The 24917-nt window shown below is 39.5% G+C and carries 22 protein-coding genes; 10 read left to right on the top strand and 12 right to left on the bottom strand.

The window, feature by feature from the left end:
* The first annotated feature begins 30 nt into the window (after nucleotides 1–30).
* From R2Q94_RS14090 to R2Q94_RS14070, 5 genes are all read left to right on the top strand, one after another.
* A complete protein-coding gene (locus R2Q94_RS14090; protein ID WP_316822109.1) occupies nucleotides 31–684 on the top strand; it encodes a TetR family transcriptional regulator C-terminal domain-containing protein in 654 nt (217 codons plus the stop codon).
* Nucleotides 685–689: 5 nt separating this feature from the next.
* Entirely contained in the window at nucleotides 690–1994 is a 1305-nt protein-coding gene (locus R2Q94_RS14085; protein ID WP_316822108.1) for an AarF/ABC1/UbiB kinase family protein, read from the top strand.
* Nucleotides 1991–3433 (top strand): SDR family oxidoreductase, encoded by a 1443-nt coding sequence (locus R2Q94_RS14080; RefSeq protein WP_316822107.1) that lies wholly within the window; start codon nucleotides 1991–1993, stop codon nucleotides 3431–3433. The genes R2Q94_RS14085 and R2Q94_RS14080 overlap by 4 nt, the downstream gene beginning before the upstream one ends.
* 262 nt (nucleotides 3434–3695) lie before the next feature.
* A complete protein-coding gene (locus R2Q94_RS14075; protein ID WP_316822106.1) occupies nucleotides 3696–4088 on the top strand; it encodes a response regulator transcription factor in 393 nt (130 codons plus the stop codon).
* Between the two features lie 8 nt (nucleotides 4089–4096).
* Complete coding sequence (locus tag R2Q94_RS14070) at nucleotides 4097–4567, top strand: nuclear transport factor 2 family protein (RefSeq protein ID WP_316822105.1); 471 nt, start codon at nucleotides 4097–4099, stop codon at nucleotides 4565–4567.
* Nucleotides 4568–4574: 7 nt separating this feature from the next.
* Here R2Q94_RS14070 and hisS read toward each other — a convergent pair whose 3' ends face one another.
* The 3 genes from hisS to pdhA all read right to left on the bottom strand — a co-directional run bounded on the left by hisS (nucleotide 4575) and on the right by pdhA (nucleotide 8690).
* The gene (gene hisS, locus R2Q94_RS14065; RefSeq protein ID WP_316822104.1) at nucleotides 4575–5960 is read right to left on the bottom strand and encodes a histidine--tRNA ligase; all 1386 of its coding nucleotides are present in this window, start codon (nucleotides 5958–5960) and stop codon (nucleotides 4575–4577) included.
* A gap of 75 nt (nucleotides 5961–6035) precedes the next feature.
* A complete protein-coding gene (locus R2Q94_RS14060) occupies nucleotides 6036–7664 on the bottom strand; it encodes a 2-oxo acid dehydrogenase subunit E2 (RefSeq protein WP_316822103.1) in 1629 nt (542 codons plus the stop codon).
* Between the two features lie 30 nt (nucleotides 7665–7694).
* Nucleotides 7695–8690: a pyruvate dehydrogenase (acetyl-transferring) E1 component subunit alpha gene (gene pdhA, locus R2Q94_RS14055; RefSeq protein ID WP_316822102.1), complete on the bottom strand. Its 996-nt coding sequence runs from the start codon at nucleotides 8688–8690 to the stop codon at nucleotides 7695–7697.
* A gap of 227 nt (nucleotides 8691–8917) precedes the next feature.
* Between pdhA and R2Q94_RS14050 the strand changes: the two genes are divergently transcribed.
* The 3 genes from R2Q94_RS14050 to R2Q94_RS14040 all read left to right on the top strand — a co-directional run bounded on the left by R2Q94_RS14050 (nucleotide 8918) and on the right by R2Q94_RS14040 (nucleotide 11645).
* On the top strand, nucleotides 8918–9472 hold the full coding sequence (locus tag R2Q94_RS14050; protein ID WP_316822101.1) for a C40 family peptidase: 555 nt from the start codon (nucleotides 8918–8920) through the stop codon (nucleotides 9470–9472).
* 79 nt (nucleotides 9473–9551) lie between these two features.
* On the top strand, nucleotides 9552–10658 hold the full coding sequence (locus R2Q94_RS14045) for a CapA family protein (RefSeq protein ID WP_316822100.1): 1107 nt from the start codon (nucleotides 9552–9554) through the stop codon (nucleotides 10656–10658).
* Nucleotides 10659–10709: 51 nt separating this feature from the next.
* Nucleotides 10710–11645: an SPFH domain-containing protein gene (locus tag R2Q94_RS14040; RefSeq protein WP_316822099.1), complete on the top strand. Its 936-nt coding sequence runs from the start codon at nucleotides 10710–10712 to the stop codon at nucleotides 11643–11645.
* 70 nt (nucleotides 11646–11715) lie between these two features.
* Here the strand turns inward: R2Q94_RS14040 and R2Q94_RS14035 are convergent, their stop codons facing one another.
* From R2Q94_RS14035 to R2Q94_RS14020, 4 genes are all read right to left on the bottom strand, one after another.
* Entirely contained in the window at nucleotides 11716–13881 is a 2166-nt protein-coding gene (locus R2Q94_RS14035; RefSeq protein WP_316822098.1) for a carboxy terminal-processing peptidase, read from the bottom strand.
* Between the two features lie 175 nt (nucleotides 13882–14056).
* Nucleotides 14057–14737, bottom strand: a complete 681-nt coding sequence (locus R2Q94_RS14030; protein ID WP_316822097.1) for a hypothetical protein — start codon at nucleotides 14735–14737, stop codon at nucleotides 14057–14059.
* 20 nt (nucleotides 14738–14757) lie between these two features.
* Nucleotides 14758–15600: an isoaspartyl peptidase/L-asparaginase gene (locus R2Q94_RS14025; protein WP_316822096.1), complete on the bottom strand. Its 843-nt coding sequence runs from the start codon at nucleotides 15598–15600 to the stop codon at nucleotides 14758–14760.
* A gap of 27 nt (nucleotides 15601–15627) precedes the next feature.
* Complete coding sequence (locus R2Q94_RS14020; protein WP_316822095.1) at nucleotides 15628–16503, bottom strand: cyanophycinase; 876 nt, start codon at nucleotides 16501–16503, stop codon at nucleotides 15628–15630.
* A gap of 270 nt (nucleotides 16504–16773) precedes the next feature.
* Here R2Q94_RS14020 and cphA point away from each other — a divergent pair, with 270 nt between their 5' ends.
* Nucleotides 16774–19389 (top strand): cyanophycin synthetase, encoded by a 2616-nt coding sequence (cphA, locus tag R2Q94_RS14015; RefSeq protein WP_316822094.1) that lies wholly within the window; start codon nucleotides 16774–16776, stop codon nucleotides 19387–19389.
* A gap of 128 nt (nucleotides 19390–19517) precedes the next feature.
* On the opposite strand, the gene R2Q94_RS14010 is transcribed toward cphA, so the two are convergent.
* From R2Q94_RS14010 to fumC, 5 genes are all read right to left on the bottom strand, one after another.
* Entirely contained in the window at nucleotides 19518–20075 is a 558-nt protein-coding gene (locus tag R2Q94_RS14010; protein WP_316822093.1) for a DUF1543 domain-containing protein, read from the bottom strand.
* Nucleotides 20076–20094: 19 nt separating this feature from the next.
* Nucleotides 20095–20541, bottom strand: coding sequence for a low molecular weight protein-tyrosine-phosphatase (locus tag R2Q94_RS14005; protein WP_316822092.1), 447 nt, complete (start codon nucleotides 20539–20541; stop codon nucleotides 20095–20097).
* 5 nt (nucleotides 20542–20546) lie between these two features.
* Nucleotides 20547–21353 carry a S1/P1 nuclease gene (locus tag R2Q94_RS14000; protein WP_316822091.1) on the bottom strand — a complete coding sequence of 269 codons (807 nt, stop codon included), beginning with the start codon at nucleotides 21351–21353 and terminating at the stop codon, nucleotides 20547–20549.
* Between the two features lie 130 nt (nucleotides 21354–21483).
* Complete coding sequence (locus tag R2Q94_RS13995) at nucleotides 21484–21978, bottom strand: fumarate hydratase (protein ID WP_316822090.1); 495 nt, start codon at nucleotides 21976–21978, stop codon at nucleotides 21484–21486.
* Nucleotides 21979–21997: 19 nt separating this feature from the next.
* Nucleotides 21998–23395, bottom strand: a complete 1398-nt coding sequence (gene fumC, locus R2Q94_RS13990) for a class II fumarate hydratase (RefSeq protein ID WP_316822089.1) — start codon at nucleotides 23393–23395, stop codon at nucleotides 21998–22000.
* Nucleotides 23396–23695: 300 nt separating this feature from the next.
* Between fumC and R2Q94_RS13985 the strand changes: the two genes are divergently transcribed.
* On the top strand, nucleotides 23696–24913 hold the full coding sequence (locus R2Q94_RS13985; protein WP_316822088.1) for a serine hydrolase domain-containing protein: 1218 nt from the start codon (nucleotides 23696–23698) through the stop codon (nucleotides 24911–24913).
* The last annotated feature ends 4 nt before the right edge of the window (nucleotides 24914–24917 follow it).

Genomic DNA, 24917 nt, shown 5'->3' with positions numbered 1-24917 from the left:
ACCGCTTTAACGTTTATTAAATAAAAAGAAATGGCAACTGCTCAGCAAATCAAAAACGGATACATTGACTATGTACTCCTCAATGGTGAACAACCAGCTTCAGTATATAGCTTCGTCAAGAAACTAAAAATTGCTGAAGAAGATTTCTACGACTTCTATCCCTCTTTTGATAGTATTGAAAAGAACCTATGGGTAGAGCTCACACTCGAAACCATTACTGCAATCGAAACACAAGAAGTTTGGAATCAGTACTCCTCCCGAGAAAAAATACTTTCCTTCTTTTACAGCTATGTAGAAGTTCTAAAAAAACAAAGAAGTTTCATCATTTATAGCTTAAAAAAACACAGAAATAAGTTTGGAACACCAGAGGTTTTATCTGGGGTGAAGCCAATTTTTGAGAACTTTTCTGAATCCGTTATCAATGAAGGATTAGAAAGTGGGGAACTTGCCAATCGTAAGTTTTTGAGCAAGCGCTATAAGGATGCGATATGGGTTCAATTTGGCTTTATTGTGAACTTCTGGATAACGGACGACAGTTCCGGATTTGAAAAAACGGATGAGGTGATTGAAAAAGGAGTAAATGTAACTTTCGATCTTTTTGAACGATCCCCCTTAGACAATCTTCTGGAGTACGGAAAATTTCTTTCCAGAAATGGAAACTTTAAAGAAAAAATGGGATTATAAAACTCATGAAAGAACAAGAGCATATTCCGGTTACCAAGGGACAGAGATCAGCGAAATTTGTAAAAACTGGAATCCAGATTGGAGGCAATTACATCAAGCACTATTCTAAAAAACTGTTTAATCCAGAGCTGAGCAGGGATGAGCTGAACGAGAATAATGCAGCAGATATTTATAAATCGCTAAGCGAACTTAAAGGTAGTGCACTTAAAGTTGCCCAGATGTTGAGTATGGACAAGAATATCCTTCCAAAATCTTACATCGACAAATTTACACAGTCGCAGTACAATGCTCCTCCTCTTTCCGGACCACTCATTGTCAGGACTTTCAGCAAATATTTCGGAAAAACTCCGGAACAAATCTATGATAAATTTAACCTTCATTCCAGCAATGCCGCCTCTATAGGGCAGGTACATCAGGCTGAACTTAATGGCAAAAAATTAGCGGTTAAAATTCAATATCCTGGTGTTGGCGACAGTATCTCTTCTGACCTCAAATTGGTAAAACCTTTCGCCTTTCGTCTTTTAGGAATGAACGAAAAGGAACTCAACATTTACATTAAGGAAGTCGAAGAAAGATTATTGGAAGAAACAGATTATGAACTGGAAGTACGAAGATCCATCGAATTTTCAGAAGCTTGTCAGCATCTTCAAAATGTAGTCTTCCCAAAATATTACCCGGAACTTTCCAGAAAACGGATCATTACCATGGATTGGATAGAAGGTTTACACCTCAAAGAGTTTTTGAAAACCAATCCTTCACAAGAGCTCAGGAATAAAATAGGACAAGCCTTATGGGATTTTTACAATTTCCAGCAACATGAGCTGAGGGCAGTTCATGCTGACCCCCATCCCGGAAATCTTATGATTACCCCTGAGGAGAAACTAGGAGTCATTGATTTTGGCTGTATCAAGGAAATGCCGGATGATTTCTACTATCCGTTTTTCTCTCTGATCTCTACAGATGTACTCCAGGACAAAGCAAAAACCATCACCGCTTTCCGTCAGCTGGAGATGATCCACCCGGAAGATACGGAAAGTCAGGTTGAATTTTATTATAAAGCCTATCGGGAAATGATTGAGTTATTTGCCAGACCTTATACCAGCAAAACCTTCGACTTCAGTAAACCTGAGTTCTTTGAGCAGCTTTACAGATATGCGGAGAAAGTAGCCACTATGCCGGAATTCAAACAAGCCAGAGGAGTAAAACACTTTATTTATGTAAACCGTACCAATTTTGGTTTATACACCATTTTACAGGAATTAAAATCACTGGTTCGCACAGATACTTTTCAACCTCATACCTTAAAATGAAAATTCTGTTGACGGGAGCAAATGGCTATATCGGCAGCAGGCTGTTACCAGTTCTATTAGCCGCCGGCCATCAAGTGGTTTGTATGGTACGCGACAAAAGACGCTTTACCGAGGGATCCGACTTTGGTGATCAAGTACAAATTATCACAGGAGATTTGCTAAAACCAGAAACCTTAGTTGGCATTCCTAATGATATTGCAGCGGCTTACTATCTAGTCCACTCTATGTCCGCAAGTGAACACGGCTTCTCTGAATTAGAAAAAACCTCCGCAACAAACTTCCTGAAAGCCCTAAAATCAGGGCAGTGTCAGCAAATCATCTACTTAACTGGTATCGTTAATGATGCCGAACTTTCGAAACATTTAAGCTCAAGATTGGCCGTCGAACAAGTATTAAAACGCTCAGACATTCCATATACCATTTTAAGAGCAGCCATTATTATCGGTTCAGGAAGCGCCTCTTTTGAAATAATCCGGGATCTGACAGAAAAACTACCCGTTATGGTAGCGCCAAAATGGGTCAATACCAAATGTCAGCCAATCGGAATTAGGGATGTACTTCGCCATTTAAATAGTGTATTGTTAAATCATAAGGCTATAAATCAAACTTTTGACATTGGAGGTCCAGACATCCTGAGTTATAAAGAGATGATGATGCAATATGCGGAAGTACGCCATCTAAGACGTTTCATCCTCAGCTTACCGCTGCTTACTCCCCGCTTGTCCTCATTATGGTTAAATCTCGTTACTTCGGTGCCTTATGCTTTAGCAAGAAGTTTAGTAGACAGCATGAAAAATGAAGTTATCTGTAAGGAAAATCAAATCGGCCTCATTCCGCCAAGTGATTGCTTACCTTATCGTAAAACTCTTGAACTGGCTTTTGAAAAAATAGAACAAAATTCCATTGTATCCAGTTGGAAAGATGCACTTAACCGGGGTTATCTGGACACAAACTTCATGGACCAGGTAAAAGTTCCACAAAATGGAACGCTGGAATACAAGGTAAAGATGCCTTTTGAAAGAAATCCAGAGGAAGTATTCCAAAATATTTGGAGCATTGGCGGGAACAGAGGATGGTATTATGCCAACTGGCTTTGGAATTTAAGGGGACTTTTAGATAAGCTCATGGGCGGTGTAGGAACGCGAAGAGGCAGAACCCATAATCAATTTTTACATGCTGGAGATGTGATCGACTTTTGGAGGGTCTTATTAGCGGATGAGCATAAAAAACGTTTATTGCTATATGCGGAAATGAAAGTTCCTGGAGAAGCCTGGCTGGAATTTAAGATTGTTGATTTTCATGGGAAATATTTTCTATCTCAGATTGCTACATTCAGACCTTCTGGTTTATGGGGTCGATTATACTGGTATGCGATGTTTCCATTTCACATCTTCCTGTTTAATGGTATGGCCAAACGAATCACAGAATTTAAAGCATAATAAAAAAGGCACAATCGCCACAATTGCACCTTCTTTAAAAACCTAAAACTTAATAGTAAGACACACAAGAAGGCAAAAGGTTTCATTGATAAATACTTTTTTCGTCCAGCCAGTAATTATTACCATCCTTAATCATGACAGCGGCTGCTATTCGAATGTATCGACAAATATTTTTACCAGAATCTGTTGATAAAAACAGAGAATTGTATAAACAAATCAATCCTGTTAAATATATTTGTATTACATCCAACCCCCCTCGATTTTGGCAAAAAGCTCTAAAATTCACAAAAACATACTCGTCGTTGAGGACAATCACGCCATACTTGATGTCATCACACTAATCTTACAAAGCGAAGCGTATAAAGTAACCGGTCTGAACAAAAGCATAGACATGATGACGCACATTGAACAGTCTAAACCAGACCTTGTCATTATGGATATTATGCTCCCTGATGGTGATGGCAGAGAACTGTTAACGCAGCTTCGCTCTGATGTCAACACTGCAGAGATTCCGGTATTAATGATCTCAGCAAGATATACCGAAGCCAATATCCAACATGGTGCTTTTAAACCCAACGGTTTTCTTGCAAAACCTTTTGATATTGACGATTTACTGGATAGAATCGAGGGCATCCTCGCAGGAAAAACCTACTAATTTTTAGAATGATGAAAGCCAACCATGAACTGATTACCAAATTCTATACGGCCTTTCAAAACAAAGATATTAAAGGAATGCAGGATTGCTATAGTGATCAGGCAACTTTCAGCGACCCTGTTTTCAGCAATCTGAATGCTCAGGAATTACGTGCAATGTGGGCTATGCTGATTCAAAGCGGAAAAGATATGCGCATAGAGTTTAGCGCAGTAAAGGCCTGGGAAGATGGAGGCAGTGCCCATTGGGATGCCTACTATACCTTTTCGGCAACCGGACGAAAAGTATTGAATCAAATTGATGCTGAGTTCATCATAGAAAATGGAAAGATTCTTCAGCACCGGGATCACTTCAATTTCTATACCTGGTCAAGGCAATCGCTTGGTTTTACCGGAATGTTATTGGGTTGGACTTCCTTCCTTAGAAACAAAGTAAGAAAGCAGGCCAGCGCTAAACTGGCCGCTTATATGTCAAAAGACTAGGCCAGGCTTAGTCTTTAATTCTTTCAATAATATCGTTTAGTTTTAATTTCTCTTGTACACCACTGTGCATGTCTTTTAAAGTTAACAGACCGCTCTCCAGCTCATCACTTCCAATCAGTATTACATAAGGGATGTTTTTATCATCTGCATAACTCATTTGTTTTTTCAGTTTTGCAGCCGTAGGATAAAGCTCAGCCGCGACACCAGCATTTCGCAATTGCTGTACAATAGGAAGTGCATACAATTCTGCCGCTTCATCAAAATTACTGATCAGCACTTTGGTTCCTGCAGCAGTAGATTCAGGGAAAAGATTCAATTCCAGCAATACATCGTAAATACGATCTGCACCAAATGAAATCCCCACTCCTGTTAAGTTTTTTAAACCAAACATACCAGTCAGGTCGTCATAACGGCCACCTCCGCCGATACTTCCCATTGCTGCTTCGTTCGTTTTCACTTCAAAAATACAACCGGTATAGTAGTTTAAACCACGTGCCAGCGTAATATCCAATTCAAGGTCCGGACGCAAATCAGGTGTACTTTGCAATAATCCTTGTAAATATTTAAATACGGTTTCAATCTCTGCAATACCATTCATTCCGGTTGGCGAATCCGCCAGTACAGTCCGCAAGCTCTCCAGTTTCTCCTCATTAGTACCTTGCAGTAAAATTACTGGCTTCAGTTTCTCCAGATCTTCTGCTGTAAATCCGCGTTCCAGTAACTCTTTACTTACGCCATCCAGGCCAATTTTATCCAGCTTATCAATGGCAACCGTCATATCTATGATCAATTCTGGTTTACCTATAATCTCTGCAATTCCAGAAAGAATTTTACGGTTGTTTAATTTAATCGTGAAATCTTTAAGGCCCAGGTTACTCAGTGCTTCCTGATAGATCAGCACAAATTCGGCTTCATTCAACAAGCTATCTGAACCTACCACATCTACATCACACTGATAGAACTCTCTATAGCGACCTTTTTGCGGTCGGTCAGCTCTCCATACAGGTTGAATCTGAAAGCGCTTAAAAGGAAGAGAAATATCATTCTGATGCATCACTACATAGCGTGCAAAAGGAACAGTTAAATCATATCTCAACGCTTTTTCAGAAATTGAAGACGTTAAGGCTTGAGAATTGGCTGTTACCAATAGTTCTGGTTTTGCTTTGGAGAGAAAATCTCCACTATTTAAAATCTTAAAAATCAGTTTATCGCCCTCATCTCCATATTTACCTGTTAAAGTACTCAGGTTTTCCATCGTTGGGGTTTGTATTTCGGCATAGCCATATTTTTTGAATACCGTTTTTATAGTATCAAAAATATGATTGCGTTTGACCATTTCCTGGGGTGAAAAATCACGGGTTCCTTTAACTAGAGAAGGTTTAATATTCGACATAGCAACAAAAGTACAAAAAGTAACAGGCATAAAAAAAGCTGCCGAGGCAGCTTTTTAGATTATTTAAGATATTAATTAAACCAATAGTCTTACTGGTTCTTCTAACAATGCTTTTAGTGTTTGTAAGAAAGCAGATCCGGTTGCACCATCCACCACGCGGTGATCACAACTTAAAGTAACTTTCATTACGTTTCCTGGAACAACAGCACCGTTTTTAACCACTGGAACCTGAGAGATTCCGCCGATTGCAAGAATACATGCGTCTGGTGGGTTAATAATGGCAGTGAATTCATCAATTCCAAACATTCCTAAGTTAGAAATAGTGAAAGTAGATCCTTCCCAATCCGATGGTTGTAATTTTTTAGCTTTAGCACGTTGTGCGAAGTCTTTCACTTCCGCAGAAATGTGGGATAGTGATTTACCATCTGCAAAACGAACTACAGGAACCAATAAACCGTCTTCAACAGCCACAGCCACACCAATATTCACATGTTCATTGTAACGAATTTTATCGCCTAACCAAGAAGAGTTCACATTAGGATGTTGTTTTAAAGCAATCGCAACTGCTTTTAACACCATATCATTGAAAGAGATTTTTACTGGAGCATACTCATTAATTTTGGTACGTGCAGCAATTGCACCATCCATATCAATCGACATGGTCAGGTAGAAATGAGGTGCAGTAAACAAACTTTCAGATAAACGCTTAGCGATTACCTTACGCATTTGTGTAACTGGTTTCTCTGTATATTTCTCTTCACCAATAAACTGAGGAATGCTTACCGAAGCCGATTTCTCTGCAGGGGCTGCACTTACTGCCTGAGGGGCAGCTGCTGGCTTAAAGTTCTCAATGTCTTTTTTAATGATACGTCCGCCATCAGCACTACCAGCAACTTTAGCAAGGTCAATACCTTTGTCTTTTGCAATTCTTTTTGCCAAAGGAGATGCTTTTACGCGATCAGCACCTTCAGCAGGAGCTGCTATAGTTTCTGTGGCTACTGCAGTCTCAGCTACCGGAGCATCAGCTTTCTTATCAGCAACAGGTGTTGCAGGGGCATCACCTTGCTTAAGGAATTCGCTAATGTCAGTTCCTTCCGGACCAACAATCGCCATAATGCCATTCACTTTCGCGGCAGCACCTTTTTCCACACCAATATGTAATAAAGTTCCCTCTGCATAACCCATCACTTCCATAGTTGCCTTATCGGTTTCTACATCAGCAAGGATATCATCATTCTTCACTTTATCACCAACTTTTTTATGCCATTCGGCAATTACGCCTTCAGTCATCGTATCACTTAGCAAAGGCATTCTGATTACTGTTACACCAATCTTTTCAAGATCAGCATCAGTAATACCAGCACTTGCTTCTTTTTTATCTTCAACCGGAGCTGCTGCAGGCGCTGCCTCAGATTTAGGTGCTTCTGCACCTTGTTCTGCTGCCAATGCCGCTTTATAGTCTTCTCCTTCTTTACCAATTACAGCGATAACTGCATCAACCGGAACAGCCTTACCTTCTTCTACACCAATGTATAAAACGGTACCATCCCAATATGATTCAAGATCCATGGTTGCCTTATCGGTTTCCACTTCGGCCATTACATCGCCACTCTTAACTTTATCTCCAACTTTCTTATGCCACTTAGCCATCACACCTTCGGTCATGGTATCGCTCATTTTGGGCATTTTAACTACTTCAGCCATTCTATAATATTAAATGAAATGCGTTCTTAATTAATCTTTTACGTATGGATAGTCTTCTTGTACGTATACATCAGTATATAGTTCTGATGCTTCCGGCCATGGAGACTCTTCAGCAAATTTCACAGAATCATCAACGATTTGTTTCACTTTTGCTTCGATCTCTTCGATCCAGGCTTGATCAGCATACTTCTCTTTAAGAATAGTTTCTCTTACCTGCTCAATTGGATCCTTAGTTTTATAAGACTCCAATTCGTCTTTAGAACGATATTTAGCAGGGTCAGACATAGAGTGACCACGGTAGCGGTAAGTTCTGATCTCCAGGAAAGTTGGTCCATCACCATTTCTGGCACGTTGAGCCGCTTCATCCATTGCAGTGTGAACTGCTACAGGATCCATCCCGTCTACAGGTGCACATGGCATATCAAAACCTAAACCTATTTTATATATATCAGTCATGTTTGTAGTACGTTCTACAGAAGTACCCATTGCATAACCATTATTCTCACAAACAAAGATCACTGGTAATTTCCAAAGCATTGCCATATTAAAAGCTTCATTCAAAGCGCCCTGACGAACAGCTCCATCACCCATGTAACAAACGTTTACATTTTTTGTGCCTTTATATTTCTCAGCAAAAGCGATACCCGCTCCCAATGGGATCTGCCCACCAACGATACCGTGTCCACCATAAAAGTTATGCTCTTTGCTAAACATGTGCATAGAACCACCTTTACCTTTTGAACATCCTGTTGCTTTACCGTACATCTCAGCCATAATGCTGTTTGCACTTACACCTTTTGCAAGAGCGTGTGCGTGATCGCGGTATGCGGTGATCATAGAATCTTCTGGTCTTAATGCCGAAATAGCACCCGCTACAACTGCTTCCTGACCAATGTATAGATGACAAAAACCACGGATTTTTTGTTGTCCGTATAGTTGACCTGTTTTTTCTTCGAACTTGCGCATCAGCAACATCGACTCAAACCACTTCAGATAGGTATCTTTATTAATTTCTACTGCACTCATTTTTGGGTATTGGTTTTTATTTACAAGAGCAAATCTACTTTTTTATTGCAACATATAGAAGAAATACCTGTAAAATGAACACTAAGGTTACACAGAATGTGGATAACTTTTACATTTAAACCATTTACATTTGGATAACATTTGTAAAATACATAGTTTTGGCACCGGACAATAAGCCCCAGTGGTGTACGTTTAAGTGTAAGTGTCTATTACCCAAACTTAAGAGTATGATAAAAAAATTTTTGTTTTCTACCCTAATTGTCGTGTGCAGCCTCTCAGCCGTACAAGCACAGACAAAATCAAAAGAAACCAACAAATTAGAAGATCCTGATAATTTAGCCTCTCAATATTTTTCTCAGGTAATGGGCGTTGCAGTAGATGCAACTTCTAACATCAAACTTTACAAATTCATTTATGAATGGATTGGTACTCCATACCGATTCGGTGGAAACACCAAAAGAGGCATTGATTGTTCTGCTTTTACAAAAGCGATTTACGATAAAGTTTTCAACACCACCATACTCCGAAATTCACGTGACATCTTTAGCATGGTAGACCCATTACCGAAAGACGAACTAAAAGAAGGAGACCTGGTATTCTTCAAGATCAAAAGCCGCAGCATTACGCATATCGGAATTTATCTTGGCGACAACCGTTTTGCTCATGCTTCATCAAGTCGTGGAGTAGTCATTAGTAATTTAAACGAACCTTATTATTCAAGGTATTTTTACAAGGGCGGCAGAATTCTTGACCCCGTAAAAAATGACCTGCTGGAGGAATAACCCTTCATAAACAAAAAGATATTGAGTCCTTCCATTTTTCTGGGAGGACTTTTTTTATGATAAAAATACCCACTTAACCATGAAATCATTAACTACGCTTGTCTTACTTTGTTTATCAACCCTATTGTTGTTTAGCTGTGAAGGTAACCGTGCCAGTGTTCCTCCTGCTTCAATCGCTCATATAGATACCATTCCGACTAGACTTAAGAAAGACACGATTACCATTACAGCCGTAGGAGATATCATGTTGGGTTCTGCCTATCCAAACAAAGCGAATCTTCCTACAGACGATGCAGTAAATAGTTTTCAGGATGTTGAATCTTATTTAAAAGGAGATGTTGTTTTCGGAAACCTGGAGGGTTGCTTTCTTAATACTGGGAAATCTTCCAAATGTAAAGATACTATAGGAAACAGTTGTTTTGCTTTTAGGATGCCGGAACGTTATGCTGGGATTGTTAAAAGCGCAGGGTTTAATGTCCTCAGTATTGCCAATAACCATGTTGGTGATTTTGGGAATAAAGGCCGGAAACGTACAGTGGAAATATTGGATTCCCTGCAAATTAATTACGCAGGCTTACAATCTCATCCTTTTCAGATTTTTGAAATAGATAGTGTAAAATATGCATTCTGTGCTTTTGCACCAAATGAAAACACAGTTTCGATCAATAACCTTATAGCCGCAAAAGAATTGGTAGCAAGCCTTAAAGAACAAGCAGATGTAGTGATCGTTTCCTTTCATGGTGGAGCTGAAGGTGCTAAATTTGAACACGTCCCTAAAAAAAATGAAATATTCTACGCCGAAAACCGTGGCAATGTATATCAGTTTGCTCATGCGGTGATAGATGCCGGAGCCGACATTGTATTGGGACATGGCCCACATGTTACCAGGGCAGTAGAGCTGTATAAGAACAAATTTATCGCCTATAGCCTGGGCAACTTCTGTACTTACGGAATGTTTAGCTTAAAGGGTCCCAATGGCATTGCTCCATTGCTGCAAATCAAACTAAATAGCAGCGGGGACTTTATCTCGGCAGAGGTAATATCCGTAAAACAGGATAAAGTTAATCGCCTCAGAATCGACAAACAAGATGCGGCATTTGACAAGATCAAAACCCTTACTGATACTGATTTTCCCGGCCATCAATTAGACTTCTCTGAAAACGGTAAAATTGGACGTAAAAAATAGCTAAGATTCTTCGTACCTTGAAGCCAGGATGTTAACCAAAAATGCTTCATTATGAATTATACCTTTTACGTTATAGTGTTTATTACACTCATTATTTTGATCAGTTCCTTTGTAACCGTAAAGCAGGGAACCATTGCTGTAGTCACAATTTTTGGAAAATACAGAAGATTATTAAGACCAGGCTTAAGTTTAAAAATTCCTTTATTTGAAAACATTCACTCCAGAATCTCGATACAAAACCGCTCTGTAGAGCTTTCTTTTCAGGCAGTGACACAAGATCAGGCTAATGTCTATTTTAAGGCGATGTTGTTGTATTCTGTGCTGAATCATGATGAAGAAACCATCAAGAATGTCGCTTTTAAATTTGTGGACGCGACAAACCTGATGCAGGCATTGATTAGAACAATTGAGGGATCAATCAGGGCCTACGTTGCGACACAAAGACAGGCGAATGTTTTAGCGCAGCGTAATGAAATTGTAGATCATGTAAAACACCAGATCGACCAGGTATTGGAAAGCTGGGGTTATCATTTACAGGATCTCCAACTGAATGACATTACTTTTGACGAAGAGATTATGCGTTCAATGAGTAGAGTTGTGGCTTCCAACAACCTAAAAGCAGCCGCAGAGAATGAAGGTCAGGCTTTATTGATCACTAAAACAAAAGGTGCAGAAGCAGATGGTAATGCCATTAAAATTGCCGCAGCAGCAGAAAGAGAAGCGGCACAATTGCGAGGCCAGGGAATCGCCTTATTCCGTGCAGAAGTAGCGCACGGGATGACCAAAGCAGCTCAGGAAATGGAGCAGGCAAATCTGGATATTTCCGTGATCCTATTTACCATGTGGACAGAATCAATCAAACACTTTGCAGAAAACAGTGAGGGCAATGTGGTGTTTCTTGATGGTTCCACGGAAGGCATGAATAAAACCATGAAAGAAATGATGGCCATGCAGATTCAGAAAAACAGAGATGAAAAAGAAGGATAAGCTGATTTAAATGCAATAAAAAAGGGTTGTCCATATAGACAACCCTTTTTTATAATATACATCCGGAAGTTTAGTTAACCGGAGTAGTTGTTCTTTTTACCAGTTCTGTCTGCTTTGGATCAGTAAGCCTTATTAAGTCGGCCATGATTTGTAAGCTTTCGTCCTCAATAAAATCAACATTCTCTTCTTTCTTTACCTTATCCCCTTTTTTAACTGCAGGAAGTCCTTTAGAAGCTCTTAATTTATTGATTCTATCCAATGATTTTGTCTCCAGACTATCACGCTCTGCTTTAAGTTTTGCCTCATTTAAAGTGATAGAGATTTCTCCATCGCGTTTTTTCATATCCGCAATATCCTGTTCCAGGGTTTTGTAATCCAAAGATTTCGCCATTCTTTCTTCATGCAATTTCTGCAATTCCGGTTTCAATGGAGCCAGATTAGCTACAGGTGAAAAATTAGATTTAGGCACCTCATCCCATGGTAAAGCAGATGGTTCTGTATCTTCCCCAATTTTGTTTAAAGGATAAAGGGAAGGGAATTGAATATCCGGCATTACCCCTTTATGTTGGGTGCTACTACCGTTCACACGGTAAAACTTAGCCATTGTTAGATTAATCTGTCCCAATTGTATTGGCGCACCGTCTTTAGTCGTCATGGTTACTTTCGCATCCTTATTTACCAAAGCGGCGATTCTTTGCAACAGAGAAGGATTTACCAGTTTGTTCAGATCAATAGAAGACTGAACTGTCCCTTTACCATAAGTTTGGGTACCCATAATTACTCCTCTTCCATAATCCTGGATTGCACCTGCAAAGATCTCAGAAGCTGATGCGCTCAAACGATCCACCATTACACCCAGTGGGCCATCCCAAGCCACTCCTGGATTGGTATCCTCATTTACTTCTATTTCATTTTTTGTATCTCTTACCTGTACCACCGGGCCTTTGTCGATAAACAGTCCGGTCAGGTCAATTGCTTCTACTAACGAACCACCACCATTTGCACGTAAATCCATGACAATGGCATCCACTTTATCTTTGTTTTTTAAAGTATCAATCAATAGTCGCACGTCACGGGTAGTACTTTTATAGTTGGGATCACCCGCATTGGCTGCTTTAAAATCTGCGTAGAAAGCAGGAACTCTAATGATACCAATTTTATAAGGCTTTCCTTCCGACTGGATCGTTTTCACGGTTTTCTTAGCTGACTGATCTTCCATTACAATACGTTCTCTCATTAATTCAATAATGATAGGTTTAGAAGAAAGATCCCGACCTGCAGGAATAATTTTCAGCCTTACTTTGGTGCCTTTAGGGCCTTTGATCTTAGAAACGGAATTGTCAATTCTCCAACCAATAATGTCTTCAAATTCACCATTCCCTTGTGCTACGCCTACAATCCTGTCCCCGGCACTTAACAGCTTACTCTTGAAAGCTGGGCCTCCAGGAATTACCTCATCAATCTTCAGAATATCATTTTCCAGTTTAAGTCTTGCACCGATTCCTTCGAAAGAACGCGCCATATCTTCATTAAACTGTTGCGCATTTATTGGATTAAAATAATTGGTATGCGGGTCAATAGTTTCTGTAAAAGCATCCATAATCAGTTGAAAAACATCCTGATTATTGACCTTATTAGTCTGAGATTTTAGATTTTCATACCTTTTTGTCAGTGTTTCTATATTTTTTGCCGCTGGAGTACCCGCAATTTTTAAATTCACCAGGTCATATTTCACCTTCTTCTTCCAGATATCCTGTAAGCCCGTAATGCTGGTTTCCCAAGGCATTTTCTCACGGTCAAATACATAAGTATCATTTTCATCAAAATTATATTTACCCTTTACCTGGGCAAGGGTATAATTAAGCCACTCATTATACCTCTTCAAATAAACATTAAAGATGTAAAAAGGAGCACTCAGATCACCTATTCTAAAATCATCATCCAAAGAATACCTGAACTGTTCAAAATCCTTAATATCTGAAGCTAGAAAATAATACCTATATGGATCTAAATCCTTAATATACTTATCAAGAATTAAAGAAGAAATAGAATCATTGAGCTTTATTTTTTTGTAGTTGTAGTTTTCAATAAGACCAACCACTTCCCTAACTACCAATGCCTGGCGTTCATCGGGCACAATATTAGTTACGCCCTTTACTAATGGTTGTGGCTTAGGGGAAGCCTGGCATGCCAGTACAGCAGCGGTAAAGATGACCAGTAATGTTCTTTTTAACATTTCTTTGAATAATTTAAAATCCATTTTATAATCCACAACTAATATGATACCAATATCACGAATAAACAGAAAAGAGACAGTATTTTTACCGTCTCTTTTCTGTAAACTTATCAAAAGTAGTTAAAAAACCTATACAAAAATACAAAGGACATTGATAATTTTTTAGGTTTAACTTCTATTTCTTAGCGACTAATTTTGAGGGAATTAGCGATCTTACTTCCCTAATCCGACTTTTCAATTGTGCGTTATTAGTCGTTTTTAACAATTGCTCTGCTCTATTTAGGTCTCTTAAAGCAAGGTTATATTCCTTTTTCTTAATTTTCACCTGAGCAATACCAATAACAGACTCTACATAAGCACTGTTATTGTTGAGTTGTTTGGCAATGATACCTTGTTGGGTATAGAACCAAAGAGCCTGTGTTAATTTATTGGCTGCAAAATAAATCCTACCCAATTGATAATAAGATTCCATCTGACCTGTTTTACTGCCAATTTTGGAATAATTCTTCAAAGCAACATTCAAAACTACCTGCTCAGCCTCAGTATAATGATTCATCATCAAATGCACATTGCCAAGTTTCAGTAAAGCTTCTCCGTAACGAACAAAAAGTTTTGAAGTATTGAATTCAAATGCTGCTTTTGCGTATAAATTCAGGGCATCATTCAGGTCACCTCTCTTTTCATTCTTCAGCGCCTCTGCAAAATAAGTATTACCATCAGCCTCCTCCAAACTGGAGGTGACAATATTAATGGCTCCGCTCGTTACTGGTGGTTCCTGAGGAAGAAAAGTATTAGTTTGTGCCATTACCCTTCCAGAAAAAAACAGGAAAAGAATAACTAAACAGAGTTTATTCATCTGGTAAAGATATAACAAATTTAGTTAAACACCTGTAAACTACCATCAAATGACGCCCAAACCATATAGGGATGGGAATCGGTATGGTAAATTTCTCCAGTGGCACTAATTCCAATCACCCCCGCAAAACCATCAAAGACTTTCAATTCTTCAAAAGATTTATCACAGGCATTTTTTAAGGAAAAACCATCCGTCACCCGGGTCACAATTTTTGCTGCGAGTGCGGCGCTTACAATATCTTCTCCTACACCAGTACAGGAGATGCCTGCAAATTCATTGGCAAAATTTCCTGCCACAGTAGCAGAGTCACTTACCCTACAAGGGATCTCAAACCCTTTACCTCCTGTAGAAGTAGCCGCAGCCAGATCTCCATTTGCATCTAAAGCAACACAGCCTACCGTACCAATTCGGGAAGACTGTGCTAACTTATGTTCATATTCCTGTTGCCGCTGGGGGATGATCGGATCAAAAAAATCAAATCCTTGCTGCCGGGCAAAATTCAATGCACCTTCGCCACTCAATACGCGGTCATCATAGGCCAAAAGCTTTTCAGAAACCTGAATTGGATTTCTGACATTTTGAATGTTGATTAGCCCAGAAAATTTTTGGCTTTTACCATCCATTAATGAAGCACTTAACCTCAGTTGCCCATCACTTTGAATCTGTGAACCCAAGCCAGCATTAAAAAGCGGATCGTCTTCAAGTAAACTCACCGCATACACGACGGTTTCCAATGCAGTATGGGTATTCAAATAAGTATAAGATTTGCCAATGATAGCCGATAGCGCTTCCTGCTTCGCCTTTTTTGTTTCCTGGTTGGTTTCAGACTCGCTAAAGAAGCCGCCATGAATAATAATTTTCATTCTAATAATTTGGGGTTTGAACTCTTGTTAATCTATCGGAAGCACCTTTGGGTGATGGATAGTCAATTTATGAGAACTTAGGTCATAGATGTCACCATCACACATGACATGAACAGTCATGTTGCTGATAGAAACTGGCTGTCCCATAACTACATCAGTCAGGTTAGTATCGGTCATATTTCTTCCATCTACCAGAATCACCATACCAGAACCAATAGCCTCCATCACGTTTCCTTCGGAAATAAATAATCCGGTATCTTCTCCCAATCCGATTCCAAGAATACCTGGATTACTTGCCGTGGCATACAATAGCCTTCCAATTCTTCCTCTTTGAACAAAATGAGTATCCACAATTACACCATCGATAAAACCTAATCCTCCTGTAATCTTAACCTCGCCTTTCAGCAAAGCATCCTTGCTACTACCCTGGTAAATCATATTTTTCGAACTTGCTGCAGCACCTGCCGAAGTTCCTGCAATAACCACTGGCTCCTGCTGATATTTGTCCAGTAAAATCTGATGAATAGCCGTCCCGCCATAAATAGAAGATAAACGCAATTGATCACCTCCAGTAAATACAATCACATCAGCGGCTTTAATTCGGGCACAATTCTCTTCCGAATTCGCCTGTTCTCTGCTCGTAATATTTAATACCCCCACATTCTGAACATCCAATTGCGCAAATGCTTTGATATACTCCTCGCCCACTTTTTCAGGGATTAAAGAAGCAGTGGTCAGGATTTCAAAACGAGATGTTGTACCTTTTATAGATTCCGTCGTAATTTTCTTTAGAATTCCTCTTTCAAAGAAATTCATATTCTGAGGCAATCCGAAAGTCGTTTCTGTAAAACTTCCTGTGTTAATTGCACCACCTATAATTATTAGTTTACCCTTCGGAGTCATTATAAAATTTTTCGTTGCTAAATTTCAAATATATAGGGTAATGCTCAATATCAATGAATTATTTAACAATATTAGTCCCTTATAAACATTCGGGTTTAGTACAATAATCCGTCCGTTAATTCGCCCAAATAATATTACTCAGATTTAATCTGACACGTCATTAATCTTTCGGAAAAAATCCTTACTTTAATATCTCCGTTCGACCCTATACAAGAAACTGAAAACTTCCCCATAATATGGTCACTACCAACACAAAATAACAAATCTAGAATGAAAATATTAGGCATACAGGTGCTACGCGGACCGAACATATGGTCTATCAAAAGAAAAAAATTAATTCAAATGCGACTTGACTTGGAAGAGATGGAACAGTATCCTACCAATTTGATAGATGGATTTGGAGAAAGAATCGAAAAATTAATACCTAGTTTGTATACACATCGTTGTTCAAAAGGAGAACCTGGAGGCTTACTCATGAGGATTGAGGAAGGTACCTGGATGGGACATGTCATTGAGCATATCGCCCTGGAGATCCAGACACTTGCAGGAATGGACACCGGCTTTGGCAGAACACGCCAGACTAAAACCGAAGGAATTTACAATGTTGTTTTCAGTTATTTAGAAGAAAAAGCGGGACTTTATGCTGCTGAAGCTGCGGTCAAAATTGCAGAGGCATTAATTGCTGGTAAGGATTACGACCTGGAACATGACATTCACAGGATGCGTGAGCTTAGAGAACTGGAACGTTTAGGCCCGAGTACAGGATCTATTGTAGATGAAGCCATTTCAAGAGATATTCCATGGATCAGGCTAAATAAAAGCTCATTGGTACAATTGGGATATGGCAAAAATCAGGTTCGTTTCCGGGCAACCATGACCGAAAGGACAAATTCCATAGCAGTAGACATTGCCTGCAATAAAGACGAAACCAAGCGTTTACTTCAGGATTCAGCGATTCCTGTCGCAAAAGGAGTCACGATCTGGGATCCTGCAGATCTGGAAAACGCAATTCAAAAGGTAGGCTACCCAATGGTATTCAAACCTTTGGATGGAAATCATGGAAAAGGTGCAACCATCAATGTAAAGACAGATGAAGCTGCAAAAGCCGCTTTTGAATATGCACAACAGTATTCAAAAAAGGTCATCATAGAAAAATTCATCACCGGTTACGATTTCAGAATCCTGGTGATCGACCATCAAATGGTAGCTGCAGCACTGCGCGTCCCTGCACATGTGACTGGAAACGGCCAGCTGAATATTCAGGAATTGATCGACAAAGAAAATCTTGATCCAAGAAGAGGCTATGGACACGAAAATGTACTGACTGAAATCAGTGTAGACAGAGACACGCTCGACTTATTAGCGAAAAAAGATTATACACTGGACAGTGTTCCTCCCCAGGGAGAAATTGTTTACCTGAAATCTACGGCAAACTTAAGTACTGGAGGGACATCAATTGATGTTACCGACCTTGTTCATCCCCAAAATGTATTCATCAGTGAACGCATTTCCAGAGTGATTGGACTTGACATCTGTGGTATTGATATCATGGCTGAAAACTTAACACAACCGTTGACGGAAAATGGAGGAGTAGTTTTAGAAGTGAATGCCGCACCTGGCTTCAGAATGCACCTTGCACCTAGTGAAGGCTTGCCTAGAAATGTAGCGGCTCCGGTGATTGATATGTTATATCCTCCGGGAAAATCTACGAGAATTCCAATCATTGCGGTAACAGGAACCAATGGCAAAACCACTACCACCAGATTGATTGCGCATATTGTGAAAAGCAATGGAACCAGGGTTGGTTTCACCACCTCAGATGGGATTTATGTCCAAAATACCATGTTAATGAAAGGTGATACTACAGGGCCAGTAAGTGCAGAATTCATCCTGCGGGATCCGACTGTTGAGTTTGCCGTTCTGGAAACTGCCAGAGGTGGAATTTTAAGAGCTGGGCTGGGCTTCAACCATTGCGATATTGGCGTCATTACCAATATTCAGGAAGACCATCTTGGCATTTCGGACATCCACACTTTGGATGATTTGGCAAGGGTAAAATCTGTGATCATAGGTGCTGTTAAAAGAACTGGATGGGGCGTATTAAATGCTGACAATAAGTATTGTATCAAAATTGCCAATGCTGCAGATTGTAACATCGCTTATTTTAGTATGGACGAGAAAAACCCTGTTATTGTAGAACATTGTAAAGCAGGTGGTATTGCGGCCATCTATGAAAACGGCTACATTACGGTTAAAAAAGGGGATTGGAAAATCAGAGTAGAAAAAGTAACTCATGTACCATTAACCTTTGGCGGTAGCGTCGACTTTATGATCCAGAATGTGTTGGCAGCAACACTTGCTACATTCCTTTGGGGATATAAAATTGAAGACATCAGAATGTCGCTACAGACTTTCATTCCTTCGGCTGCACAAACCCCCGGAAGAATGAATACTTTCAAGTTCAAGGAGTTTAAGATCATGGTTGATTTTGCACATAACCCTGACGGATTTAATGGCATCAAATCTTATTTGAAAAGTGTTGATGCTACAGCTCATATCGGAGTCATCTCTGCTACAGGTGACAGAAGAGATTCCGATAACTTAGAGATTGCCAGGATTTCGGCCCAAATGTTTGATAAGATTATCATTTGTCAGGAGAAATACCTGCGTGGCAGACCAGCACAAGAACTGATTGATATACTGATTACAGGAATTCGTGAGGTTAAACCTGATATGGATATCATCATCAATAACAATGGCGATGATTGTCTGAAATACATTATGGCAACGGCTCGTCCTGGTTCATTCTTCACTATTTTAAGTGATACCATTGACAATGCGATCGTTAAAGTAACGGATTACCTTGATAAAGAATTTGGGGTATAAATAAAATCAGTGCAAAAAAGGGAGTTGTCCTTTCAGACGCGAATTTTTGCTGAAACGCAAATATTCACCAGTCTTCGAAGAAAAACTCCCTTTTTCATTTAACTCAATTTCTTAGGTTCTATTCCCGCCTAGAGCCTACTCAACTTAAAATAACCCAGATGGATCTCATCCTCAACCAGGCCTTCCTTTAAAGTGATTTTAAGCTCGTAATGATGCTTAAGGAATTCAGGAAGCACATCTACAACCTCAAAGGCCTCATCCACATCTACACCGTATTTATCGTCGATATGAGAGCTTGCACCTTCAAAGCCGGTATGCTTATAAAATGCAGTTTGCTTTGCTTGCTGAATAGCATTTGCCATATCAGGAGCAACGATCAACATTTTATAATGTGGTTCATCAAACTCATTCGGCTTATACCCTCCAAGATTCATAAAAAACAACTTCTGCTGTTTTTCTTTAACGGTACCTGAAGGAACCACCTCAACATGGTACCCATTCACTGTATTTACTTCACGCCAGGCATCCACATGAATCTTCTCTCCTGCTTCAGGCCAGAAATCAAGAATTTCTTGTTTCAAACCACTTAAAGCTGTTCCAATAGAAAAGAACATATCATGCTGTTCAATCCGACGATTTGCAGGTGTACAACCCAACATTAACATAAACAGTTTAGGAGATTCCATAATGGTCAATGGGAAATGATTAAGATTCTTTTTTAAGCTCTTCAATGATTTGCTTACAACGGGCTTCAATTTGCAAAAACACGGGTTCAAACAACTTATCATCAAAGTAAGGATCTGTTACTTCCAGATCATCTGGCAAAAAGAGCATTACTTTTTCGCGTTGATGTACCTCATCCGCTTGTCTCAATACATCCTTTTGATTCTGCTGATCCATGACCAGAATTTTGTCGAATGCATCAAAATGATCTGCATTAAAGTGCCTGGCTCTTTGTTTAGAAATGTCATATCCATGCTTTTTCGCAATCGCAATACTTCTTCTATCGGCAGGCTCATTAATGTGCCAATCACCGGTCCCGGCAGAAGCAATCTGCCAGTCCAGGCCTTGCTCTTCCACTAAATGACGCATCACCCCCTCCGCTAAAGGAGAGCGACAAATATTGCCCAGACAAACCATTAATATTTTCATATCTCTTAGCTATAAATGTCGTTCAGAATATTGGCTAAACAAATTCCACCTTTTAACAGTTGTATGTCTAACAGTCCTGCGAAATCATAATTATACTTATAACTTAATTTAGATTCTGGTTTAGTTTCTGCATAAATTCTATTACAGGCTTCATAAGAACCATATACGAAATCCTTTAAGGAATTACTTTTCCAGGTCGTCAACTGATCTTTAGTCGGATGATTAATGGCATCTGCATACTCTGTATAGCTCAATTGCTGATAACCGATTAACGCCTCATCCCAAACCTTATGCAAGTTAGATTTCTCCCCAAACCAGGTCAGATATACTTTATTGCCACCAAGATCTTCCTTACGTGCAGTGTGCATAGGCTGGTTTAAATCACCGACCATATGAACCAGCATACGCATGGCCAATACTTTTTGATCGGGAGTACTTGCCGGATTTTTCAAGATGGCAGCCATCTCAAGTGTCTTATTGTAAACATTAGCCTCATGATCTGAGTCCAGAAAGTTAAATACTCCTGCTTTATCCAATCCAGCTGGAAGGTTAACAAAATGCCAATTGTACAGATAATTGTACGCAGTATCAGATTTAATGAAATCCCCCCAGTTACTAGCCATTGCCAAACTTTCTGTACCTAACACACTTCTTACCCCTTTCATGGCTTTTTTAGTCAGATGACTTTCTGCTACCTGCCCAACAATACGGTGTCCAAGCATTCCCCATGCATTTGCATTTAAAGGAAGGTATGCCATAACCGCTACGGTTAAGGCTACTTTTAAAGATCTTTTGATCGATTTTGTATTCATTAGAATTAATATTTAGAGGGCGTTTTTCTTATTAAAATACATATTTACAACGCTATTTGCAAGAATTCAAGTTCTGGTAATCAACGCGCTCAGGTTTATTTAAGGCGAGATTTTAGTACCGACTCTTCATTTACAATGATTTAGGTTCACAAATGATCTTTTCTTTCAAGACCAAATTGCATTCCCTTTGATCACTGGCATTCACCAGAGACAATTTATTAGGCTCAAAAGACTTGACAAAAAAGCTTCTCACATATCTTCCGATCTGATAGCAACCGGTCACCTTTTGTTTATAATTGGCCTTGGTATAGGTGCCTTCCAGGATCAGACTATCATTACGAACCTCATAAACTCCTTTGGCATACTCCTTCCAAACCCCATTATTAAAACAAGAATCAGAATAGTAATTCACCTTAGAATAAGTCGTTAAATCTACATAGAATGAATCACAGGTAAATTTAAACTTATGCTGAGTATAGTTCAGCAATTGATCTTTATGTGCAATACTATCCTGATTCCAAACACCCTGCAAAAAAGCCTCACCTCTTCCTTGTACATTCGGCAATCTGCTACATGCAGCAAACAAACCTACAATCAATAAAAGGGACAACATCAATTTCCACATATCCGGGTATTTATAATAATTATTTTAAACTGCCCACCATATCTTCAGGACGTACCCACTCGTCGAATTGCTCGCCAGTAAGTAAACCCAATTCAATTGCAGCAGCGCGTAAGGTCTTGTTTTCTTTATGAGCTTTTTTAGCAATTTTAGCCGCATTTTCATAGCCCACATGAGGATTCAAAGCCGTCACCAACATTAGAGAATTCTCCAGGTGTTTTTTGATTTCTGGTAGGTTTGGTAAAATTCCTTCTGCACATTTATCGTTAAATGAAACGCAGGCATCACCAATCAGACGGCCCGACTGTAAAACATTAGCTGCAATCACAGGTTTGAACACATTCAGTTCGAAATGACCGTTACTACCACCAATACCAACAGTTACATCATTACCCATTACCTGCGCACACACCATCGTTAATGCTTCTGGTTGTGTTGGATTTACTTTCCCAGGCATAATAGAAGATCCTGGCTCATTATCAGGAATGATGATTTCACCAATACCACAACGCGGACCAGAGCTCAGCATTCTGATATCGTTACCAATTTTCATCAATGCCACAGCAGTACGTTTGTAAGCCGCAGACAATTCCACCATAGCGTCATGTGCTGCTAAAGCCTCAAACTTATTAGGAGCAGTCACAAAAGGAAGTCCGGTCAGCTCAGCGATTTTAGCGGCCACCAATACATCATATCCTTTAGGTGTATTCAAACCTGTTCCTACAGCCGTACCACCAAGCGCAAGTTCAGAGATCATCACTAATGCATTTTTGATAGCTCTAATGCTGTTGTCAATTTGTTGTACATATCCTGAGAATTCCTGTCCCAATGTCAATGGAGTAGCATCCATAAAGTGGGTGCGCCCCGTCTTAACGATATCACCAAATTCTGCTACTTTTCCACTTAAAGTCTGACGTAATTTTTCCAGTCCGGGAATCGTAATTTCTACCGCTTGTTTATATGCAGCGATATGCATTGCCGTCGGATAAGTGTCATTTGAAGACTGTGATTTGTTCACATCATCATTCGGGTGCAAAACCTTAATCGCGTCAGCAAGTGTACCACCATTAATCACGTGAGCACGATTGGCAATCACTTCATTCGCATTCATATTACTTTGTGTTCCAGAACCTGTTTGCCAGATCACTAAAGGGAACTGCTCATCTAAAGTACCTGCAATAACTTCATCACAGGCGGAAGCAATTAATGCTGCTTTTTCGGCGGTCAATACACCCAATTCTGTATTTGCCAAGGCTGCCGCTTTTTTCAAATAGCCAAAAGCATGTATGATTTCCTTTGGCATCGAGGCTTCCGGACCTATTTTAAAATTATTACGTGAACGTTCGGTTTGAGCCCCCCAATATTTATCGGCAGGCACCTGCACTTCACCCATGGTATCGTGTTCAGTTCTAAAATTCATAGTGTTTTTTTTGTGATGACAAATTTAGTTTTTTATAATTTAATGGTGGCGCTATTCTCTAATCACCTTTCGCTGTAAAGAAAAATTTACCCAAATGAAACAGTTAAAAGCATCTAAAGAATAAATTTTCTGAAAACCTGATCCCAGATTCAGGAAAAAAATTAGCATAAATCGCTCATTTGAACAAATGTATACAATTTCATATGCTAAATAATAGCGACTGATAATGTTTAAAACTCTTTTACGTTTAAAAGGTTAATATTCCTTATTTTTCGGGTCTTTAAAGCACCATTATTATTCATGAATTATCGTAATATTCTAGCCGCAGCTTCAGTAGCCACTTTCATATTCTTTTCTTGTTCAAATTCTAAAAAACCCGCAGTGCTTTCTGAGCCGAGTAAGGAGCGGACAGCAGAAGACGATAAGGCCGACAGCTTGCTATTGGTCTATAATCCAGCAAAAGGAGATAAGTTCATTGCAGATTTTGTACAAAACCTGCATAAAAAATATGGCTTTAATGGCAATATGCTGGTGGCTAAAGATGGAAAGATTTTATATGAAAAGGCTATAGGATGGGCGGATTACTTACATCGCGACAGCTTAAAGATCAATTCTGAATTTGAACTGGCTTCCATTACGAAAACATTTACCGGAACAGCAATTATGCAATTGGTAGAACAAGGGAAGTTAAAACTAACAGATGATGTAAAGAAGTTTTATCCAAACTTCCCTTATGAAGGGATCAATGTGAAGTTACTCCTTACACACCGTAGCGGCATGATGAATTATGTTTACTTTACAGATGGTATATGGAAGGATAAGAAAAAAGCGATGAGCAATAATGATGTGATGAATCTGATTGCCGAGTATAAGCCAAACCGTTATGCCAAACCGGATACCCGTTTTCATTACAATAATTCAAACTACATGGTATTGGCAGCGATCATTGAAAAGGTGACTGGTAAGCCATACTCTGACTATATGATGGAGCACATTTTCAAACCTGCGGGAATGAAAAACACCCATGTGTATTCTACCACTGTATATCCTAAAATCCCGGTCGACGTAGTCGGGCATGATCGTACCTGGAGGTATTCTGTAGTTCAGAATTTCCTGGATGGACCTGTTGGCGATAAAGGTATTTATAGCACCCTGCATGATTTGGTATTATACGACAAAGCGCTGAAGAATGGCCGACTATTGACAAAAGCAAGTCTGGACTCAGCTTATCAGGGGCATAACAAGCCAATCAACGGGCATTTCAACTACGGTTATGGATGGAGAATGTTTGATGGCGAGAATGGCAGAAAGGTGGTCTATCATACTGGCTGGTGGCATGGCTTCAGACATATCTATGTGCGTGATGTACAAAAGAACATTGTGGTCATTTTCCTGGGCAACCTTACAAATGGTAGTCTTATGCATTTAGATGACTTGTACAAACACCTTGGTATGCCGATCATTAGAAAAGGGGCTTATTCAGGTTCAGGATCACTACCGGGTAGCGACGAAGATTAAAGCA

Source organism: Pedobacter gandavensis (assembly GCF_032678465.1).
Lineage (GTDB): Bacteria > Bacteroidota > Bacteroidia > Sphingobacteriales > Sphingobacteriaceae > Pedobacter > Pedobacter gandavensis_B.
Note: the sequence above shows the minus strand (reverse complement) of the source record. Positions and strands in the feature narration are given on the sequence as shown.

Bases quoted from the DNA above. Each gene is read 5' to 3' on its own strand.
- R2Q94_RS14090 (WP_316822109.1), top strand. From the start codon at position 31: ATGGCAACTGCTCAGCAAATCAAAAACGGATACATTGACTATGTACTC.
- R2Q94_RS14085 (WP_316822108.1), top strand. From the start codon at position 690: ATGAAAGAACAAGAGCATATTCCGGTTACCAAGGGACAGAGATCAGCG.
- R2Q94_RS14080 (WP_316822107.1), top strand. From the start codon at position 1,991: ATGAAAATTCTGTTGACGGGAGCAAATGGCTATATCGGCAGCAGGCTG.
- R2Q94_RS14070 (WP_316822105.1), top strand. From the start codon at position 4,097: ATGATGAAAGCCAACCATGAACTGATTACCAAATTCTATACGGCCTTT.
- hisS (WP_316822104.1), bottom strand. From the start codon at position 5,960: ATGTCGAATATTAAACCTTCTCTAGTTAAAGGAACCCGTGATTTTTCA.
- R2Q94_RS14060 (WP_316822103.1), bottom strand. From the start codon at position 7,664: ATGGCTGAAGTAGTTAAAATGCCCAAAATGAGCGATACCATGACCGAA.
- pdhA (WP_316822102.1), bottom strand. From the start codon at position 8,690: ATGAGTGCAGTAGAAATTAATAAAGATACCTATCTGAAGTGGTTTGAG.
- R2Q94_RS14050 (WP_316822101.1), top strand. From the start codon at position 8,918: ATGATAAAAAAATTTTTGTTTTCTACCCTAATTGTCGTGTGCAGCCTC.
- R2Q94_RS14045 (WP_316822100.1), top strand. From the start codon at position 9,552: ATGAAATCATTAACTACGCTTGTCTTACTTTGTTTATCAACCCTATTG.
- R2Q94_RS14040 (WP_316822099.1), top strand. From the start codon at position 10,710: ATGAATTATACCTTTTACGTTATAGTGTTTATTACACTCATTATTTTG.
- R2Q94_RS14035 (WP_316822098.1), bottom strand. From the start codon at position 13,881: ATGTTAAAAAGAACATTACTGGTCATCTTTACCGCTGCTGTACTGGCA.
- R2Q94_RS14030 (WP_316822097.1), bottom strand. From the start codon at position 14,737: ATGAATAAACTCTGTTTAGTTATTCTTTTCCTGTTTTTTTCTGGAAGG.
- R2Q94_RS14025 (WP_316822096.1), bottom strand. From the start codon at position 15,600: ATGAAAATTATTATTCATGGCGGCTTCTTTAGCGAGTCTGAAACCAAC.
- R2Q94_RS14020 (WP_316822095.1), bottom strand. From the start codon at position 16,503: ATGACTCCGAAGGGTAAACTAATAATTATAGGTGGTGCAATTAACACA.
- cphA (WP_316822094.1), top strand. From the start codon at position 16,774: ATGAAAATATTAGGCATACAGGTGCTACGCGGACCGAACATATGGTCT.
- R2Q94_RS14010 (WP_316822093.1), bottom strand. From the start codon at position 20,075: ATGGAATCTCCTAAACTGTTTATGTTAATGTTGGGTTGTACACCTGCA.
- R2Q94_RS14005 (WP_316822092.1), bottom strand. From the start codon at position 20,541: ATGAAAATATTAATGGTTTGTCTGGGCAATATTTGTCGCTCTCCTTTA.
- R2Q94_RS14000 (WP_316822091.1), bottom strand. From the start codon at position 21,353: ATGAATACAAAATCGATCAAAAGATCTTTAAAAGTAGCCTTAACCGTA.
- R2Q94_RS13995 (WP_316822090.1), bottom strand. From the start codon at position 21,978: ATGTGGAAATTGATGTTGTCCCTTTTATTGATTGTAGGTTTGTTTGCT.
- fumC (WP_316822089.1), bottom strand. From the start codon at position 23,395: ATGAATTTTAGAACTGAACACGATACCATGGGTGAAGTGCAGGTGCCT.
- R2Q94_RS13985 (WP_316822088.1), top strand. From the start codon at position 23,696: ATGAATTATCGTAATATTCTAGCCGCAGCTTCAGTAGCCACTTTCATA.